Genomic DNA, 14,460 nt, shown 5'->3' on the forward strand with positions numbered 1-14,460 from the left:
GGGGGGGGGGGGGGGGGGGGGGGGGGGGGGGGGGGGGGGGGGGGGGGGGGGGCCGGGGCCCCCCCCCCCCCCCCCCCCCCCCCCCCCCCCCACGCGGATCCGGGGGCCCGACGGGGTCCGGTGGGCCGTGGCGGTGATGGTGGCGGGGCTGCCGACGGTGTCGCCCATGTCCACGGAGATCCGCGTGATGCCCGCCCCCGCGAGATGGGCTGCCAGGCAGGCGGTGCTGTTGGCGTTGGCGATGTCCTCCGGGACCCCGATGGACGGCGCGAACATCCGGGCCGCCAACGCGCCGGCGGGGGAGGGGGCCGAGTAGACGTACACGCCCAGGAGCCCCAGGCGGTCGCAGGCCTCCCGGAGCCCGTCGAGGTCCGGGTCGAGGGCGGCGAGGGAGGCCCGGTCGGCCACGGGCACCAGGAGGCGTTCGCGTCCCACTCCGGCCACCCGCACCTCCTCGCCGACGTCCGCCGCGGCGATGCCCAGCGCGGGAAGTACGAGCCCCTGCTCCGTAGCACCGGCGGGGCGGAGGCTGACGGGCCCGGCGTCGAAGGCCGCGGTGGGATACGCGCCCTCCCGCCATGCCCAGCCCTCGAAGTCCCGTGCGCCCGTCCGCAGAACGACCCGGTAGTCCCCCTCCGCGCCGGCCCGGGCGGCGAGGAAGGCCAGGGCGGCGACCGTACCGTGCCCGCACGCGGGCAGCTCCCCCTCCGAGGTGAAGAAGCGCAGGCGCACGACGGGGGAGGGGCCGCCCGGCGCCGTTCCCTGCTCCGCCCCGACGAAGACAGCGTGCGAGGTCCCCTGCTGCACGGGCACGCGCCGACGCTCGTCGTCGCTGAACCGCCCGTCGTCCCGGACCACGGCGGTGGGGCTGCCACCCCTGCCGTCCCGCAGGCAGGCACGGACGATCACGGGCGTTCCGGATTCCCTCACGCGGCGAACTCCCCTCTCCTCAGCGGTAGTAGCCCTTCGGCGCGCTGAACCGGAGGCACCTGGCATGATGCCGCTGCCGGGACCGGAACGACAGACCGGGGCCCGTCAGCCGGCCGCGGCGCGATCGAAGGAGGAGGAAGGGTGGGGGACCTCGATGTCGTCAGGTTCGCGGACCGGGGCGGCCGGAGCGTATCGGTGGTGCTGGAGGACGCGCTGGGCGGCGGGCGCCACGACGGCTGGTACGAGGCCGAGATCGTGATCGACACCGGCTTCGTCAGCGCGCGCCTGCCGGTGCGGTGCACCGACGCCGACCTCGCTGACCTCACCGCCTTCCTCGCCGCCCGTGCCGCCGCTGAGGAGGACGGGGCCGTGCCCGACGGTTCGTCCACGGACTGGCCCGAGGCGGGGCGCAGTGCCTACCTGCGGCTGCGCGCCGCCGACCCGTTCGTGGTGGAGGTCCGCGACCCGGTGCAGAGCGGGGTGACGGTCACCGTGCCGCTGCACCTGCGGGACGGCTGGGCCGCCGGCGCCGCCCACCGGCTCGGCCGGCTGCGGGCCGCGCTCGCTGACGGCGGCTGTTCCGGGGCGGTCTGACCGGCGGGAGGGCGTGGTCTCAGCCCTGGGGGGTGCGGATGACGACGGTGCCGCACACCTTGTCGGCGAAGGTCTGCTTCTTCGGGTCCCACAGCGGCCACAGCCAGCCGAGGTGGCAGGGGAGGCTGTCGAGGATGTGGGCGAGCTTGCGGACGAAGGCCATGCCGAAACCGAGCGTGCGGCCGTCGGCCTCGCGGCGCAGGCTGATACCGAACACCTTCTTGCCGATGCTCTGGCCGGTCGAGCCCTCCTTGAAGAGCTGGAAGAACCCCATGGCGATCGCGTACACGACGCCGACGGTGAAGAACATGCCGGGCTCGGCCGTCTGCGGGTCGGCGGCGGCGGCCAGGTCGACGAAGCCCAGGGCGTACATCGGGCCGAGGATGATCAGCGTGTCGAGCAGGTCGGCGCCCACGCGAAGACCCCAGTGAGCCAGCTCGGGCACGCCGCCCGGCATGCCGTAGGCCTGCGGCTGAGGGGGTTGCTGGGGGTAGCCGTACTGCGGGGGTACGCCCTGCGGGGGTATGCCCTGCGGGGTCTGCTGGGCATAGGGGTTGTTCGGGTCGCCGAAGCTCATGAAGAAGTTTCTCCGGGGGTCGGAAACGGGGCCGGAGCGGACCGAGCCGGACGAGCAACAGCACCAGGCGCCCGGTTAGCCCCTCGGACAGTCGTTATGTCGATGCGTCATCGTGGTTGTCCACTTGATCATTTGTCCAATCGTCAACGGCGACGGCCGTGGAAGTCCCTGCGTTGCGCGGCGGGGGCAACCGCACGCGCTCGGTACCGTCAGCCCTGCAGACGACCGCGTTGTCTCCTCGTGGGGGACCGGTCTGTGGCTGCGGTCACGGGCCCGCGTTTCCCTTGAAGTCGCCCACGTTGATCAGGCTCACGCGGTTGCCCGAGGCGTCCCACTTCACGTGCTTGCGGGCGCCCCAGTAGTACAGGTCGTAGCCCATGAGGTCCCCGTACGCACTCTCCTCCCGCACCAGATCGGGCGTGCCGAACGCCGCCAGCAGCTCCTCGTACGAGGTCACGTGGGCGAAGTGGGAAAGGCGCGGGCCGTAGATCGCGAAGCCGACGACGAGCCCGGCGCGGACCTTGTAGGTGAGCTCGCCGGCGCAGTACAGGAACCCGTCCGACCGGACGGTGTGGTCGATGACCTCGTCGAGCGTCAGCGGCCGGCCGTCGGCGTCGTGGTATTCGCTGTCGATGTCGTCCCCGCCGCGGTAGCGGGCGACCACGGAGGCCTGGGCCTCGACGATCCTGTGGCGGGGAACACCGTCGGCGGGGGCTCCCAGGGCTATGCCGCCCATCCGGAGCGTGGGGAGGTCGAGATGCGGCCGCATCAGGACGTCCAGATCTTCCAGGATCTCCATCATGGCCGGAGTCTACGTTCGCGCCGTCCGGCGTGGTGTGACGGTGCTACGGGTGCTGGGCCGCCCCCGGCGACCACGTTCCTCGGCCGCCCGGCACCCTGCCCTGCCTGCCCGCCACACCGCTACGGCACCCCCACCACACCCCATCCGCGCCCGGCAGCCTCCGTGACCACGGCACCCCACTCGCGCAGCAGCGCGACGAAGCCGTCAAAGGTCTCAGGGCGGCCCGCCCAGCCCTCGCACTCGGCGGCGAACGGCGCGCGCAGTGCGTCGAGGCGCGGCTCCGCCTCCTTCCAGGCAGGAACCTTCCTCGCCACCGCCTCCGGAGGGCAGACCAGCAGAAGATGCGGACGCCGCGGGTCGGTGACCGGCGGGAAGAACCCGTCCGCGCCGTCCAGCGCAGGATCCTCGGCCGGATCCGCATCCCAGAGCAGACCACCGAGGAAAGCGTCCATCGCCTCACGCAAGGGCGCTTCGACCAACGGCCGCATGTCCGCCCACCCGTCGCCCGCGTGGCAATGCGGCCGATAGGAACCGCTCGTGGTGGAGAACTCGTACGCGGCGCACCACCCCGCCCCCGGGCGGCCCGGCGGCCACCGCCAGCCCCCGGAGCGCCCGCACCGCAGGCCCTCGTCGTCGCCGGGCGGCCAGACGGTGTCGTCGAGCGCGTCGATCCGCCCTTCGACGGGGAAGGCGCCCAACCGCTCCCAGTCCGCCATGAACAACGTGAGGTCCAGTCCCATGAGCCGCAGCATAGGCAGCAGCCGGCTGCGGGCGCCGGGCCGGAGCGGGGGGAGGGTTGAGGAACCGACGGGCCGCCGCATAGTCCTCCACGGTGGTCAGCGGCTGCCACGCGAAGCCGTCCCACTCCAGGATCAGGCGAGGGGCCCCGGGGTCCACGTGGGCGGCACGCTGCGGTCCGCTCCCGAGGGTGACGGCCTTCCGCTCGCCCGGTGTGCGCAGCCGCCCCTGATTCCCGTCAGCCGGTGCGCAGGTGGTCGCCCGGTGTCGGGAGGCGGGGAGGGGTGTAGCCGTCGTGGTCCTTGGGGTCGTGTGCGCGTCCGTCACCGAGCAGTTGGTCGGGGAGGAAGACGACGCGGGCGGTGCGGGCGAGGTCCGGATCCGGGTTGGGGCCGATCCACGCGTCGTCGGCCTCCAGCGGTGTCGCCGGGTACTGGTACGCCGAGACGGTGTCGCAGAGCAGCACGATGTCCGCCGCGTCCACTGCGCACACCGCCAGTTCGACCCGGACCTCCGGCAGGGTGTCGGTCATGGCCAGCTGGTAGCTGTAGTGGACGGCGTTGCCCCGGTCGGGGACCTGGGGGTGGGGCCGTACCTCCCACTGCGTGATGCGGGCGGTCAAGGGGTACGTCCTGTCGCCGCGTACCACGGTGACTTCGACGCCCGCGGGGCCCGGCGCGGGCTCCCCGTGGCCTCCGTCGCCCGCGGAGCAGCCGGCGAGGGAGGCCACCGCCCAAGCGGCCAGGGCGGCCCGCACCACGGCACCGACCCGCCCGCACATCCGCCGCCCCACTCCCGCGCCGCCCTTCACCCGTCTCAACCCGCCCCGGCCCGAACGCTGTTCACCGCTGTCCGTGCCATCCTCCGCCACCTCGGGCCGTTTCTGCGAAAATGACCGTTTGAAGTGATCACGTACCGGACGCGCCAGAGGTGCCGGCCGGTCCCGGGGGAGTGAGTGACGCATGCGTAGGTGGACGAGGGCTGCCCTGGCCGTGACGGGCGCGGTGACGGCCGTGGCCGCCCTGACCGGGTGCGACGGGCCGGGGCCGGGGAAGGCCGGTGGAGCCCCCTCGGCGCAGGCAGGCCAGGGAGGGAAGGCAGGCGCCGCGGGGGTGAAGAAGGCCTACCGCCTGGGCGAGGCCAGCCCGTTGAAGGAGAGCCCGAAGCTGAACTCGCAGGACGCGAGGTTCACGGTGACCCCGCTGGAGGTGCGCACCGGGACCGACGCGGACATGCAGAACTCCGGTCTGCGGAAGGACGACAAGGACGGTCCGCAGGTCCCCGTCTTCGTCTGGTCGACGCTCACCCACAAGAGCGGCACGCCCATGGAACTCGGGGACATGGACGACGACATCATGGTCAGGACGGAGTCCGGCCTGCGGACGCGTCCCCTGATCGTCATGATGGGCTCGGCGAAATGGGCCGACTGCCCGCCGGTGCAGACCACCAAGACCCTGGGACCCGGCCAGTCGGAGAAGGTGTGCACCGCCTTCCTGATTCCGGCCGGGCAGAAGCCGGCGGCGGTCGAGCTGTTCCGCGGGTACAACGCGGAACCGGCGCAGTGGCCGCTCGGCGGCTGAGGGGGAGGGGAGCGGGCCATATGAGCGCCGACGCCCTGCTGGGGGGTACGGAGGACGAGCCGTCGACGCGCCGCCACCGCGAGGCCCGGTACGCCGCGCGGCTGGCGGCGTACGGGACCGTGTCGACCCGTCTGTCGCTGCTGAGCGACCGGCGGCTCGCCGACCTCGTGGCCTCCGCCCGTCCGGCCGGTTCCGGCATCGGCGGCAGGTCGGCGGAGCTGGACGTGGACGGGGTACGGGTCTTCGTCAAGCGGGTGCCGTTGACGGACCTGGAGCTCCGGCCGGAGAACGTACGGTCCACGGCGAACCTCTTCGGTCTGCCGATGTTCTACCAGTACGGCGTGGGCTCCGCCGGGTTCGGCGCCTGGCGGGAGCTGGCGGTGCACACCATGACCAGCAACTGGGTCCTGGGGAGGGACTACGGGGGATTCCCCCTCATGTACCACTGGCGCGTCCTGCCCGACACCCCTCCCGAGGGCTTCGTGGACGCGCTCGGGGGCATCGACGGAGCGGTCGCCCACTGGGACGGCTCCCAGGCGGTTCGCGAGCGGCTGGAGGCCATCGGCCGGTCCTCCCGCAGTCTGGTGCTCTTCCTTGAGCACGTGCCGCAGACCCTCGGTGCGTGGCTGCACGAGCGGCGGGCGGACGCCGTGCCGGCCGACCCCGGCTCCCCTTACCCGCGGGTGGAGGACGCGCTGGGGCGCGGGGCGGCGTTCATGCGCTCCCGCGGGCTGGTGCACTTCGACGCCCACTTCGACAACGTCCTGACCGACGGCCGGCAGATCTACTTCGCCGACTTCGGACTGGCCCTGAGCTCGGACTTCGAACTCGCTGCGGAAGAGAGCCAGTTCCTCTCAGACCACCTCGCGTACGACCGCCACCACACCGTCGCCCACCTGCTCCGCCACTACCTCGTCGACCGCCTGCGGGGCGACACCGACCGCGACGTGTTCCTGGAGGAGTGGATCGCGGGCCGAAGGCCCGACGGGGTACCGCCGGAGATCGCGGCGCTCGTCGCACGGCACGCCCGGACCGCCGTGGTCCTGTACGGCTTCTACCGCCGGCTTCTGAGGGAGAGCAAGCGGACGCCCTATCCGGCGGCCGAGCTCGACCGCGCCGCGGCCGCCGGTACGGCGCACGGCTGAGGGCCGCGGCCTCCGGGGAGAGGGCGGCCCCTTCCTCGTGGTCGAGGTACTCGATCCGTTCCAGACGCGCCCGCGAGCGCGTGGGCGTTCCGTCGCTCGCCGTCGGGACGGTCCAGCCGGCGTTGACACCGGACCTCCCGACTCCGCGCCACCACCTGCCGAACCTGAGATTCGCATTTGAGAACGCATACGGTGCTGGTGGTCTCGGCCCTGTTCGGTGGCCCGGCCTCAGCCGTCGCGTTCGGTTTTCTTGCTCCGGTGTCCGAAATCAAGCCACTTGTCTATGACGACCTGTCGAACAGCCTCTTGCGTTGACGTGCGTGCCCGCCGCCGGTCGACCCCTCTCTTCGCGATAGGGAACGGTGTGATGGTGGTGGCCGTGTCGAGACCGCCACCGACTTCCTTCATGCCGACCACCCTGCTCCTCGGCACCGTCGGCGTGGCAGCTTGATCCGTCGGGTAACGGGCCGCAGAGTCGGTCGGGATGCGGCGCTCCAGGGACGCCGGCACCCCTGCGCACCAGGTACGCCCATGCATGAAAGCCCGTCCGGGACCCTGGACGGCTCTGACCTCCGAGAGCGGTTGTGCCGATGCTCGTCGACCTGGTCGTGATCGGTACGGCCATTACCCTCGGACCGCTGCACAACAGCGCCTTCATCCTGTTGCTCGCGTCGCGCCGCGGTGTTCTCAAGGGCCTCACCTTCCTGCTGTCCTGGCTGGCCAACCTGGTCGTGGTGGTCGCCTGCGTCGTCCTGCTGACCGGCGGGAAGCCGCCGCTGCACCACAGCTCGCCGTCAACCGCCGCGGTCGCCGCCAAGCTGGCGATCGGCGTCGGCCTGGTGCTGTTCGGGGGCTACCGCTACCGGACGCTGCCCCGCCCGTACAGGCCGCCGAGCTGGACGGCCCGCATCGACAACGCTTCGCTCGGCACCGCCGCCGCACTCGCTTGGCTGCTCCAGCCATGGGCCCTGGTCGGGGCCGGTGCCGCAACGATCGTCGACGCCGACCTCTCCTCGCTCTCCGACTGGCTTGCGCTGACCGGCTACTGCCTGCTGGCCACCCTGAGCCTTCTCGTCATGGAGCTGTACGCGGTCTGGGCACCGGATTCGGCCCAGGCTCGGCTGAACGCCCTGCGGACCTGGCTTGAGCGGCATCAGGACCAGCTGGTCGTCACCCTCTCGCTGCTGGCCGGACTCTGGCTGACCGCAACCAGCATCTACGCACTCGTCGCTTGAGGAGTCGCCGGCCGGCGTTCCGGCCAAGCTGCGGTTCTGCTCTCGATCAGACCGGCCTCAGCGGCCGAAGAGTGAGCCCAGGGTCAGACCGTGGCGGGTGCGCAGGCGGTGCATCTCCCACAGCGACAGGGCGGTCACCGACAGAGGGCCGCCGAGCATGAAGGAGTAGAGCACGAGGGGCGGTGCGGCCACGTCCGGGCCGTCGAACAGCTGGAAGCCGAAGAGCGACCAGACCAGCAGCGGTGAGAGCAGGGCCGGCAGCAGTTCGTGCACGTCTCCCATCCGGAAGCAGCCGTTCAGGCCGATGACGGCGGCGGCCAGGGTGAAGAGCGCCGCCATGACGAGAACGAGGGCGCAGACCACCGCGGCGGCGGCGAACAGCAGGAAGACCAGCAGACCGGTGAGGACCGTGCCGAGGAAGGTGCCGAAGAGCCCGAAGGTGATGTCGTGCGCGCCCAGATCCGAGGGCGAGACGATGTCACCGCTGAGGGCCGCCACCATCAGCCAGACCACGCCGGCTCCGAGCAGCGGCGCACCGAGTGCCGTCAGGGGGCCCGGGAGGCGCCCCACGTACGTGCGTCGCAGGGGCGGGCGGGCCATCAGGATGCAGACGGCGACGCCGAGGACCCCGGTCACCACGACGATGGCGCAGCCGATCAGCAGTTCCGCCAGCTTGCCGAGCACGAAGCTCTGGCGGCCCCCGCTGAGGGGGTAGGAGAGGAGGAGCCAGACCGTGGCCGTCATGCCCAGTGCCGTGCGGATGCCCTGGACCCAGGTGATGACCGGGTCCTCGATGCGGTCCGGTCTGGAGGAGCCGGCCACGGTCCGGGCCGCGGCTATGGGACTGGGAAGGGTGCCGGCCCGAGCGGCCAGCCGTTGACGGCTTGTCAATTGCATTCTCCGGTAGTGCGGTTGCGGCACGTGCGAGGCGGCCCTCGCCGCGTCCTTATTATCGTCGCTGCGACGATAATAAGGGATGTGGATCATGGGGAGTGGGCGTTGTCGGTGGGGGAGGAGAGGATGGCGGCATGACGAAGACCGCAGCGGGCTACGCCTGGTTCGAGGACGACTTTCCCGACATCGCCGAGGCGTACTGCTTCACCCTCGTACGAGGGCTGACGCCCGACGAGGTGGTGACCAGGCTCGACGGCCGACCGGAGGCGCCCCTCCAGGGCATAGCCGAGGTCACCGACGCCGCCTTCGCCCAGTACGACGGGACGGAGGGCGACCGTCAGCTGATCGCCATGACGACCGTGGGCGCCTGGACGCTGCTGATCGAGCCCAACGGCTACCTCGGTGTCACCGAAGACCGAGTGCTGCCGGCCTCCGCCGGAACGAGCTGGGTCTCGCACTTCGTCAACATCAACGCCGTCGGCACGTTCCTCTGGGCGGAGGACCAGGTCCTGCGCCTCTGCTTCGACCCCATGTTCCCGGAGGACCGCTGGGGGACCGCGCCCGACCGACTCCTCGACGTCATGCGACGGATCGGCTTCCCCCTCGACGAGGAACCTCCGGCAGTGGACCTTTCCGGCCCGGCGGCGTTCGCCCTGGCGGAGCACTTGACCGGTGTGGCCATCACCCCGGCCCTGCTCCAGGACACCACCTTCACCTGTGCCACCGTACGAATCCGGTAACCCTGCCGCGCTTCCGCGCCATGTTCAGGCCACTTCCCCGTTACCCGGGCCGGAACATTGCCCTCCGGTATTAGCGTGCGGACCCAGCGCGTCGACCGCCCCGTCGTGAGGCCGGCCGACGGCCCTTCACAGACCGGTGGGTGTTCCGGCGGAAGCCGCCCCGGGGCACCCACCGCTCCACCGCGGGCGGTGGTCAGCGGTGCGACGGAGCGGAGCCGCCGCCGTCGTGGTCGTACACCGTCACCGCCACGCCCTTCGCGGAGAGGGCCTCGCTGATCAGGGGCTCCACGCGTGACCACTTCCCGCCGGCCAGGCCGCAGCCGATACGGGGCATGTGGACCGAGGCGCCCAGTTCCAGGGCGTGGCCGGCGAGGGCGGTCAGGCAGCGTTCCAGGGCGTCGTAGCGGATCGGCACCCCCGAGCTTCCGGTGCGCATGCCCCGCTGGCCGATCATGTTGGCGACCCAGGTGTCCGGCCGGACCCGGACCAGCCGGACCGCACCGAGGCCGAAGTCGTTGCCCGCGCGGCCGCGGTGCCAGGCCCGGTAGTCCTTCTCGGGCTCGGGCCAGCGCCTGGATATCGCCAGGACGAAGCCCTTGCCCCAGCCGCCGAGATCGTTGCAGACATGCGCGATGATCTTGGGTCCCTTGGCCTGCGGACTGGTGGCGTCCCCGGAGATGATCGTGATCGGCGTCATGTCACCAGCCTATGCTCGACCACTGACAGTGCCCGGTCGGCGCCCGTCAGCCCCGGGTGGGGGCAGGCCGGTCAGTCGGTCAGCGGGTCAGCCGGTCAGCGGGGCAGTCGCCGTGAGCGTTCCGGGCCGTGGCGACGCGGGCGGCGACGGTCGCGGCCAGTTGCGGGTCCTCGGCCAGCCAGGTCCGCAGGTGCTCCCGTACGGCCTGCGCCACGGGGGCGAGTACGTCTTCGTTGGCCAGCGCGCCGCGCGTGGAACCGGTCAGCTCGACCCGGTCGAGCTTCACCGAGACCACCGCCGTCAGGCCCCCGCTGACCCGGCCGGCGTCGAGATCGGGAGCCGTCGGCGTGAGCAAGCCGCGCTCGCGTGCGAAGGCGTTGACCGCCGCGGCGAGCCCGGCGCGGAAGCCCTCCACATGCGTACCGCCCCAGGGGGTGGGGCAGCTGTTGGCGAAGCTCCGGACCTCCTCCCCGGGGGCGCTGTCCCAGCTCAGGGCGACCTCGACCGAGCCCGACATTCGCGGCTCCTCCAGGGCGAGCCCGTGGACACGTCCGTGGAACGATCCCGGCGTCCGCCGCCCCGCCAGGAAGGCCACGAAGTCCCGTGCGCCGCCCGGGAAGCGGAACCGCTCCGAGCGCGCCCAGTCCACCGACCGCCGGTCACTCAGGTGGATGTCGAGGCCGGGGTTGAGGTAGGCCAGCTCCCTGAAGCGCTCGGCCAGTACGTCGAACGAATGCTCCGCCGTGCCGAAGACGTCCGTGTCGGGGCGGAAGGTGATGAGGGTGCCGGGTGCGGCTTCCCGTCCGTCGTCCGCCCGTGGTCCGTCCTGCGACCGGGGTCCGTCCGGCGTCGTCTCCGGCCCGACCGCGTAGCCGCGCTCGTAGCGGTGCACCCGTCGGGTCTGCCCGCGCCCGAACTCGGCCGTCAGCCGGCTCGACAGGGCGTTGGCGACGAAGGGTCCCATGCGCGAGCCGAAACTGCTGAGCTCCACGGCGTTGCGGCTCCGCAGCGGTGGGTTGGCGTCCAGGTCCGCCAGCAGGGCTTCGAGTCCGGGACCGCCGCAGTCCCCGGCGCGGTCGTCCGGCGGGACCCGCGGGCCGTCGACGGCGATCCGTACCCAGCCCTCCGGGGCCAGGGTGACGTCCACGCGGTCGGCGCGGCCCGCGAGGACCTCGTTCACCCCTTCGCCGCAGAGCTCGAACAGCTGGCGGTGCAGCCCCCGCTCGTCGCACGAGCCGACGTACATCCCGGGCCGTCTCCGGATGGCCTCGCGAGGGTCCAGCACCTGGATCCGGGAGGCGTCGTACGCGGTCCGTTCCTCACTCACGAAGTCTCCTTCGGTAGCGCCCGGTTGACCCTTTCAGCCTAGACGGAATCACTGAAACCACCAGGTCAGAGCGATACGGCCGAAGCCCTGGGCAGGCGGGTGGACCCCTGCCGGGGTGTGGTCGGCCACAGGGGTCCGCGGGGGCCGCGGAGGACGGCCAAGGCCCCGTGGAAGCGGCGCAGGACACCGTTTCCGGGTGCCCGCGGGGCCCCGATTCAGCCGGGCTCAGTGGCCGCCCCTCGGGGGCTCGCAGCCGGTGCCGTCGGGGTAGCCGCCGAAGGCCTCCGCCCTGGTGGAGTCCCTGCTCATCGTCCCCTCCACGCACCAGGGGGAGGCTCCGATGTCCACCAGGAACCCGACGCCGGTGGGGCCGTTCTGGTACGCGTGCACCTTGCCGGTGGCGTAGCCGAGTCCGCTGAGGGCGCTGCGGACGCTCTCGGGGGCGAAGTCGCCGCGCCGCCGGAGCGGTTCGAGGGCGTGCTCGACCCGTCCGACGGCCGCGAGCCCGTCGCAGCGGCTCTGGCCGTGGAGGGGCAGGGGGATCCGGAAGGCGTGGTTCTCGGCGTAGTGGTCGGCGGGGGGAGCGGACGGGGCGGACGTGCCCGGGGTGCCGGACGCTCCGGGCGCCGTGGGCGTGGGGCTCTCGCCCGGGCAGGGGGAATCCGAAGGCGTGCCCGGTGCCGGAACCGGCGCCGGTGCCATCGCCGCCGTACCGGCCGGCGCGGGATCCGCACGCGGGCCGGCGTCGGGGCCATCGTCCGCACGCTGTGCTCCGCACCCCGTCGTGAGCAGGAACACCGCCGCCCACGGCAGCATCCGTCGCCGGGCGCTCGTCATCCTGAAGGTCGTCATCCGCCGATCTTCCCCCGCGGGCCGGTGAACAGGTCTGCCGGGCGTTGTCAGGCCTGCCGGGTACGGTGCTCCGCACTGCGGGGTTTCGCCTGGGGGAGGGCCGTTGGGAGCCAAGACCGCGCTGCTCGTGTACGCCGACGGGGAGGTGCCGGGCCTGCTGGAGCAGGTCGGTGCGGCGGACCCGGAGCGGACGACCGCGACGGTGCGACGCCTGTAGCCGGGATGCGTGATCGAGACCACCGCCGGCTCGAACCTGTGGGACGGTCTCTACCCGCCGGACGGCCAGACCTACGCGGCCGGCCGGCCGGCGGTGGAACTGGTCTGCGACCGACGCGTGATGGTCGACCTCCCGTCGCAGCTCCCGGATGAACTGGTGGCGGCCGGGGCGGGCCGCAGGACGGTCCCGCACGCCCTGCACAGCGTGGTCGACTGGCTGGCGTTCGCCGTATGGGAGGACGGACGGCTCGTCCGCTCGCTCAGCCTCTCGCGGGACACCGGCATCGTGGAGAACACCGGCGAGCCGCTCCCCTTCGAACGCCCCTACTGGGCCGGGGAACGTCCGGCCGCCACCGTTTCATGGCCCGGCGAGGACGAGGAGCCGTACGCGCTGCCCTTCCACCCGCTGGACTTGGGCGAGGACGCCCTTCGCGCGCTCTGCGGGTTCATCGTGGAAGGCCGGCCCCGGCCCGGTGACGTCGACGCGGACACCGTCGCCCTGCACGGCTACCGGGTACGCGACACGAACGCGCCGGATCCCGTGGCGAGGGAGGCCGCGCTCAGCGCGGTCGTGGACGCGATGCGAACTCGGCGGCGATTCTGCTGACTTGACGGCTGGCAACCGGCCGCTCGCCGGGCGAGGATGCAGCCATGCGTGATGTCTGCGCCGACCCCGAGCCGGCGGACCTGGTCCGCCGGTTCGTCACGCCCGGACGGCGGTACCTCCGGCTGGGGGGCGGCGCGCTGCGGTTGACCGGGGCTGAGCGCGAGCTGTTCGTCGAGGAACTGGTGGGGGCCGCCCGGGAGATCACCCCCACCGAGCTCGGCACCCTCTTCGAGGGCGGCTGGCGGGAGCGCAAGACGGCCGCCTGGCTGGTTGCAGTAGCCGGCAGGACCGAGTTCCGCACCCTTATCGGCGAACTTCTGCCGGCCAGTGCAGGGCCCTATGCGGGCGGGGCCTACTGCGTCACCCTCGCCACGTTCGGCGAGGACGCGGACGCCGATCTCCTCTGTGGCTACCTCGACCACTACCTGCGTCGCCCGGACCTCTGCTACGACCAGGGCCCTGCCCTCGGCGCACTGCTGCACCTCGACGCCGCCCTCGGCACCGAGCGCGCATCCCGCTACCTCGCCGCCGGGGGCCTGTGGCAGCAGTGGGCCGAGGCCCGGCCGGGCATCGCGCCGGAACCGCAGGAGGTGCGGCAGTTCGTGGACCGCCTGTGCTCCTTCGCCAACGAGTGCGCGGAACTCTTCGCCGGACGTGGAAGCCAGGCGCTGAGCCCCCGCCCCGACTCCTGACCGCTCCGCTTGCCCCGTCACCCGCCCGCGGGCGGAACGGCACGACCGACGGCCCGGTACCCCTGCTGCCCAGCTCAGTGGACGACGTCGAAGACCTGCTTCTGCAGGCCGTTGGCGTAGGCCTCGTGCTCGACCAGCTTCAGCTTCTGGGCGTCCTTGTCCGTGGAGCTGAAGAGCCGCTTGCCCGCGCCGAGGAGCAGCGGGAAGACGAGCAGGTGGTAGCGGTCGATGAGGCCGGCGTCCGAGAGGGCATGGTTCAGGGTGGCGCTGCCGTGGACGATGATCGGGCCGCCCTCGGTCTCCTTGAGCGCGGCGACCTCGTCCAGCGAGCGCAGGATCGTCGTCTCGCCCCAGTTCGTCACCAGGTCCTGCTCGGTGAGGGTGGTGGAGACGACGTACTTCGGCATCACCTTGTAGTCCGCGAAGTCGGCCATGTCGGGCCACACCGGGCTGAACGCCTCGTAGCTGGTGCGGCCCAGCAGCATCGCGGTGGCCTCCTTCTGTTCCGCGCCCTTGATGGCGAAGGCCTCGGGGAGGAACTCGATGTGCTTGAAGGTCCAGCCGGAGTTGCGGTAACCGGGCTCGCCGCCCGGGGCCTCGACGACGCCGTCGAGCGAGATGAAAGCGGTGCTGATCAGGGTTCGCATCTGAGGTCCTCGGTGGTGTGGGTCGGCAACGGATGGTCCGGTTGATGCGCCGTGCTCCGCTCGCGGCAGCTGCGCACCAGTCATGATCTCTGACTGTCGACCGTGGAGAAACTCATCGGTCCTCGCGGGCCGAATGGTGCGAACCCGTGGGAGGGCGCTCTGACCGGCTATGTTGTGATGTCAGGCA

Annotated in this window: 18 protein-coding genes and 1 pseudogene; 7 read left to right on the forward strand and 12 right to left on the reverse strand. The window is 72.1% G+C overall.

Annotated features, from left to right (window positions below):
• Positions 1–930 (reverse strand): PhzF family phenazine biosynthesis protein (locus WDV06_RS05275; protein WP_395508442.1); only part of this gene is annotated, 930 nt, incomplete at its 3' end.
• A 141-nt stretch (positions 931–1,071) separates the two neighbouring features.
• Between WDV06_RS05275 and WDV06_RS05280 the strand changes: the two genes are divergently transcribed.
• Entirely contained in the window at positions 1,072–1,524 is a 453-nt protein-coding gene (locus WDV06_RS05280; RefSeq protein WP_395508443.1) for a DUF5959 family protein, read from the forward strand.
• Between the two features lie 19 nt (positions 1,525–1,543).
• On the opposite strand, the gene WDV06_RS05285 is transcribed toward WDV06_RS05280, so the two are convergent.
• The 5 genes and pseudogenes from WDV06_RS05285 to WDV06_RS05305 all read right to left on the reverse strand — a co-directional run bounded on the left by WDV06_RS05285 (position 1,544) and on the right by WDV06_RS05305 (position 4,422).
• Complete coding sequence (locus WDV06_RS05285; protein WP_395508444.1) at positions 1,544–2,101, reverse strand: RDD family protein; 558 nt, start codon at positions 2,099–2,101, stop codon at positions 1,544–1,546.
• Positions 2,102–2,366: 265 nt separating this feature from the next.
• Entirely contained in the window at positions 2,367–2,903 is a 537-nt protein-coding gene (locus WDV06_RS05290; protein ID WP_395508445.1) for a hypothetical protein, read from the reverse strand.
• 119 nt (positions 2,904–3,022) lie between these two features.
• The gene (locus WDV06_RS05295) at positions 3,023–3,643 is read right to left on the reverse strand and encodes a hypothetical protein (RefSeq protein ID WP_395508446.1); all 621 of its coding nucleotides are present in this window, start codon (positions 3,641–3,643) and stop codon (positions 3,023–3,025) included.
• A 43-nt stretch (positions 3,644–3,686) separates the two neighbouring features.
• Positions 3,687–3,968: pseudogene (locus tag WDV06_RS05300) on the reverse strand (DUF6087 family protein); the annotation flags it as partial.
• A complete protein-coding gene (locus tag WDV06_RS05305; RefSeq protein WP_395508447.1) occupies positions 3,880–4,422 on the reverse strand; it encodes a hypothetical protein in 543 nt (180 codons plus the stop codon). The pseudogene WDV06_RS05300 and the gene WDV06_RS05305, both read right to left, overlap by 89 nt.
• 181 nt (positions 4,423–4,603) lie before the next feature.
• Between WDV06_RS05305 and WDV06_RS05310 the strand changes: the two genes are divergently transcribed.
• Together WDV06_RS05310 and WDV06_RS05315 are read left to right on the forward strand one after the other, a co-directional pair.
• Complete coding sequence (locus tag WDV06_RS05310; protein WP_395508448.1) at positions 4,604–5,221, forward strand: hypothetical protein; 618 nt, start codon at positions 4,604–4,606, stop codon at positions 5,219–5,221.
• A gap of 20 nt (positions 5,222–5,241) precedes the next feature.
• Complete coding sequence (locus tag WDV06_RS05315) at positions 5,242–6,366, forward strand: protein kinase family protein (RefSeq protein WP_395508449.1); 1,125 nt, start codon at positions 5,242–5,244, stop codon at positions 6,364–6,366.
• A 228-nt stretch (positions 6,367–6,594) separates the two neighbouring features.
• On the opposite strand, the gene WDV06_RS05320 is transcribed toward WDV06_RS05315, so the two are convergent.
• Positions 6,595–6,783 carry a hypothetical protein gene (locus tag WDV06_RS05320; RefSeq protein WP_395508450.1) on the reverse strand — a complete coding sequence of 63 codons (189 nt, stop codon included), beginning with the start codon at positions 6,781–6,783 and terminating at the stop codon, positions 6,595–6,597.
• A gap of 173 nt (positions 6,784–6,956) precedes the next feature.
• Between WDV06_RS05320 and WDV06_RS05325 the strand changes: the two genes are divergently transcribed.
• A complete protein-coding gene (locus WDV06_RS05325; RefSeq protein ID WP_395508451.1) occupies positions 6,957–7,601 on the forward strand; it encodes a GAP family protein in 645 nt (214 codons plus the stop codon).
• A 57-nt stretch (positions 7,602–7,658) separates the two neighbouring features.
• On the opposite strand, the gene WDV06_RS05330 is transcribed toward WDV06_RS05325, so the two are convergent.
• Positions 7,659–8,492 (reverse strand): hypothetical protein, encoded by an 834-nt coding sequence (locus WDV06_RS05330; RefSeq protein WP_395508452.1) that lies wholly within the window; start codon positions 8,490–8,492, stop codon positions 7,659–7,661.
• Between the two features lie 137 nt (positions 8,493–8,629).
• On the opposite strand from WDV06_RS05330, the gene WDV06_RS05335 reads away from it, so the two are divergent.
• Entirely contained in the window at positions 8,630–9,235 is a 606-nt protein-coding gene (locus WDV06_RS05335) for a DUF6461 domain-containing protein (RefSeq protein ID WP_395508453.1), read from the forward strand.
• A gap of 193 nt (positions 9,236–9,428) precedes the next feature.
• On the opposite strand, the gene WDV06_RS05340 is transcribed toward WDV06_RS05335, so the two are convergent.
• The 3 genes from WDV06_RS05340 to WDV06_RS05350 all read right to left on the reverse strand — a co-directional run bounded on the left by WDV06_RS05340 (position 9,429) and on the right by WDV06_RS05350 (position 12,111).
• A complete protein-coding gene (locus WDV06_RS05340; RefSeq protein WP_395508454.1) occupies positions 9,429–9,932 on the reverse strand; it encodes a macro domain-containing protein in 504 nt (167 codons plus the stop codon).
• 79 nt (positions 9,933–10,011) lie between these two features.
• On the reverse strand, positions 10,012–11,259 hold the full coding sequence (locus tag WDV06_RS05345; RefSeq protein WP_395508455.1) for a DNA gyrase subunit B: 1,248 nt from the start codon (positions 11,257–11,259) through the stop codon (positions 10,012–10,014).
• 225 nt (positions 11,260–11,484) lie between these two features.
• The gene (locus tag WDV06_RS05350; RefSeq protein WP_395508456.1) at positions 11,485–12,111 is read right to left on the reverse strand and encodes a hypothetical protein; all 627 of its coding nucleotides are present in this window, start codon (positions 12,109–12,111) and stop codon (positions 11,485–11,487) included.
• Between the two features lie 226 nt (positions 12,112–12,337).
• Here WDV06_RS05350 and WDV06_RS05355 point away from each other — a divergent pair, with 226 nt between their 5' ends.
• Positions 12,338–12,934, forward strand: a complete 597-nt coding sequence (locus tag WDV06_RS05355; protein WP_395508457.1) for a DUF6928 family protein — start codon at positions 12,338–12,340, stop codon at positions 12,932–12,934.
• A gap of 44 nt (positions 12,935–12,978) precedes the next feature.
• Positions 12,979–13,626, forward strand: a complete 648-nt coding sequence (locus tag WDV06_RS05360) for a DUF6000 family protein (protein WP_395508458.1) — start codon at positions 12,979–12,981, stop codon at positions 13,624–13,626.
• Between the two features lie 74 nt (positions 13,627–13,700).
• Here the strand turns inward: WDV06_RS05360 and WDV06_RS05365 are convergent, their stop codons facing one another.
• Complete coding sequence (locus WDV06_RS05365; RefSeq protein WP_395508459.1) at positions 13,701–14,273, reverse strand: dihydrofolate reductase family protein; 573 nt, start codon at positions 14,271–14,273, stop codon at positions 13,701–13,703.
• Positions 14,274–14,460: the final 187 nt, after the last annotated feature.

Origin of the sequence: Streptomyces racemochromogenes, assembly GCF_044129415.1 — a bacterium.
Lineage (GTDB): Bacteria > Actinomycetota > Actinomycetes > Streptomycetales > Streptomycetaceae > Streptomyces > Streptomyces racemochromogenes_A.

Bases quoted from the DNA above. Each gene is read 5' to 3' on its own strand.
- WDV06_RS05305 (WP_395508447.1), bottom strand. From the start codon at position 4,422: ATGTGCGGGCGGGTCGGTGCCGTGGTGCGGGCCGCCCTGGCCGCTTGG.
- WDV06_RS05360 (WP_395508458.1), top strand. From the start codon at position 12,979: ATGCGTGATGTCTGCGCCGACCCCGAGCCGGCGGACCTGGTCCGCCGG.
- WDV06_RS05325 (WP_395508451.1), top strand. From the start codon at position 6,957: ATGCTCGTCGACCTGGTCGTGATCGGTACGGCCATTACCCTCGGACCG.
- WDV06_RS05310 (WP_395508448.1), top strand. From the start codon at position 4,604: ATGCGTAGGTGGACGAGGGCTGCCCTGGCCGTGACGGGCGCGGTGACG.
- WDV06_RS05335 (WP_395508453.1), top strand. From the start codon at position 8,630: ATGACGAAGACCGCAGCGGGCTACGCCTGGTTCGAGGACGACTTTCCC.
- WDV06_RS05290 (WP_395508445.1), bottom strand. From the start codon at position 2,903: ATGATGGAGATCCTGGAAGATCTGGACGTCCTGATGCGGCCGCATCTC.
- WDV06_RS05295 (WP_395508446.1), bottom strand. From the start codon at position 3,643: ATGGGACTGGACCTCACGTTGTTCATGGCGGACTGGGAGCGGTTGGGC.
- WDV06_RS05285 (WP_395508444.1), bottom strand. From the start codon at position 2,101: ATGAGCTTCGGCGACCCGAACAACCCCTATGCCCAGCAGACCCCGCAG.
- WDV06_RS05350 (WP_395508456.1), bottom strand. From the start codon at position 12,111: ATGACGACCTTCAGGATGACGAGCGCCCGGCGACGGATGCTGCCGTGG.
- WDV06_RS05315 (WP_395508449.1), top strand. From the start codon at position 5,242: ATGAGCGCCGACGCCCTGCTGGGGGGTACGGAGGACGAGCCGTCGACG.
- WDV06_RS05340 (WP_395508454.1), bottom strand. From the start codon at position 9,932: ATGACGCCGATCACGATCATCTCCGGGGACGCCACCAGTCCGCAGGCC.
- WDV06_RS05365 (WP_395508459.1), bottom strand. From the start codon at position 14,273: ATGCGAACCCTGATCAGCACCGCTTTCATCTCGCTCGACGGCGTCGTC.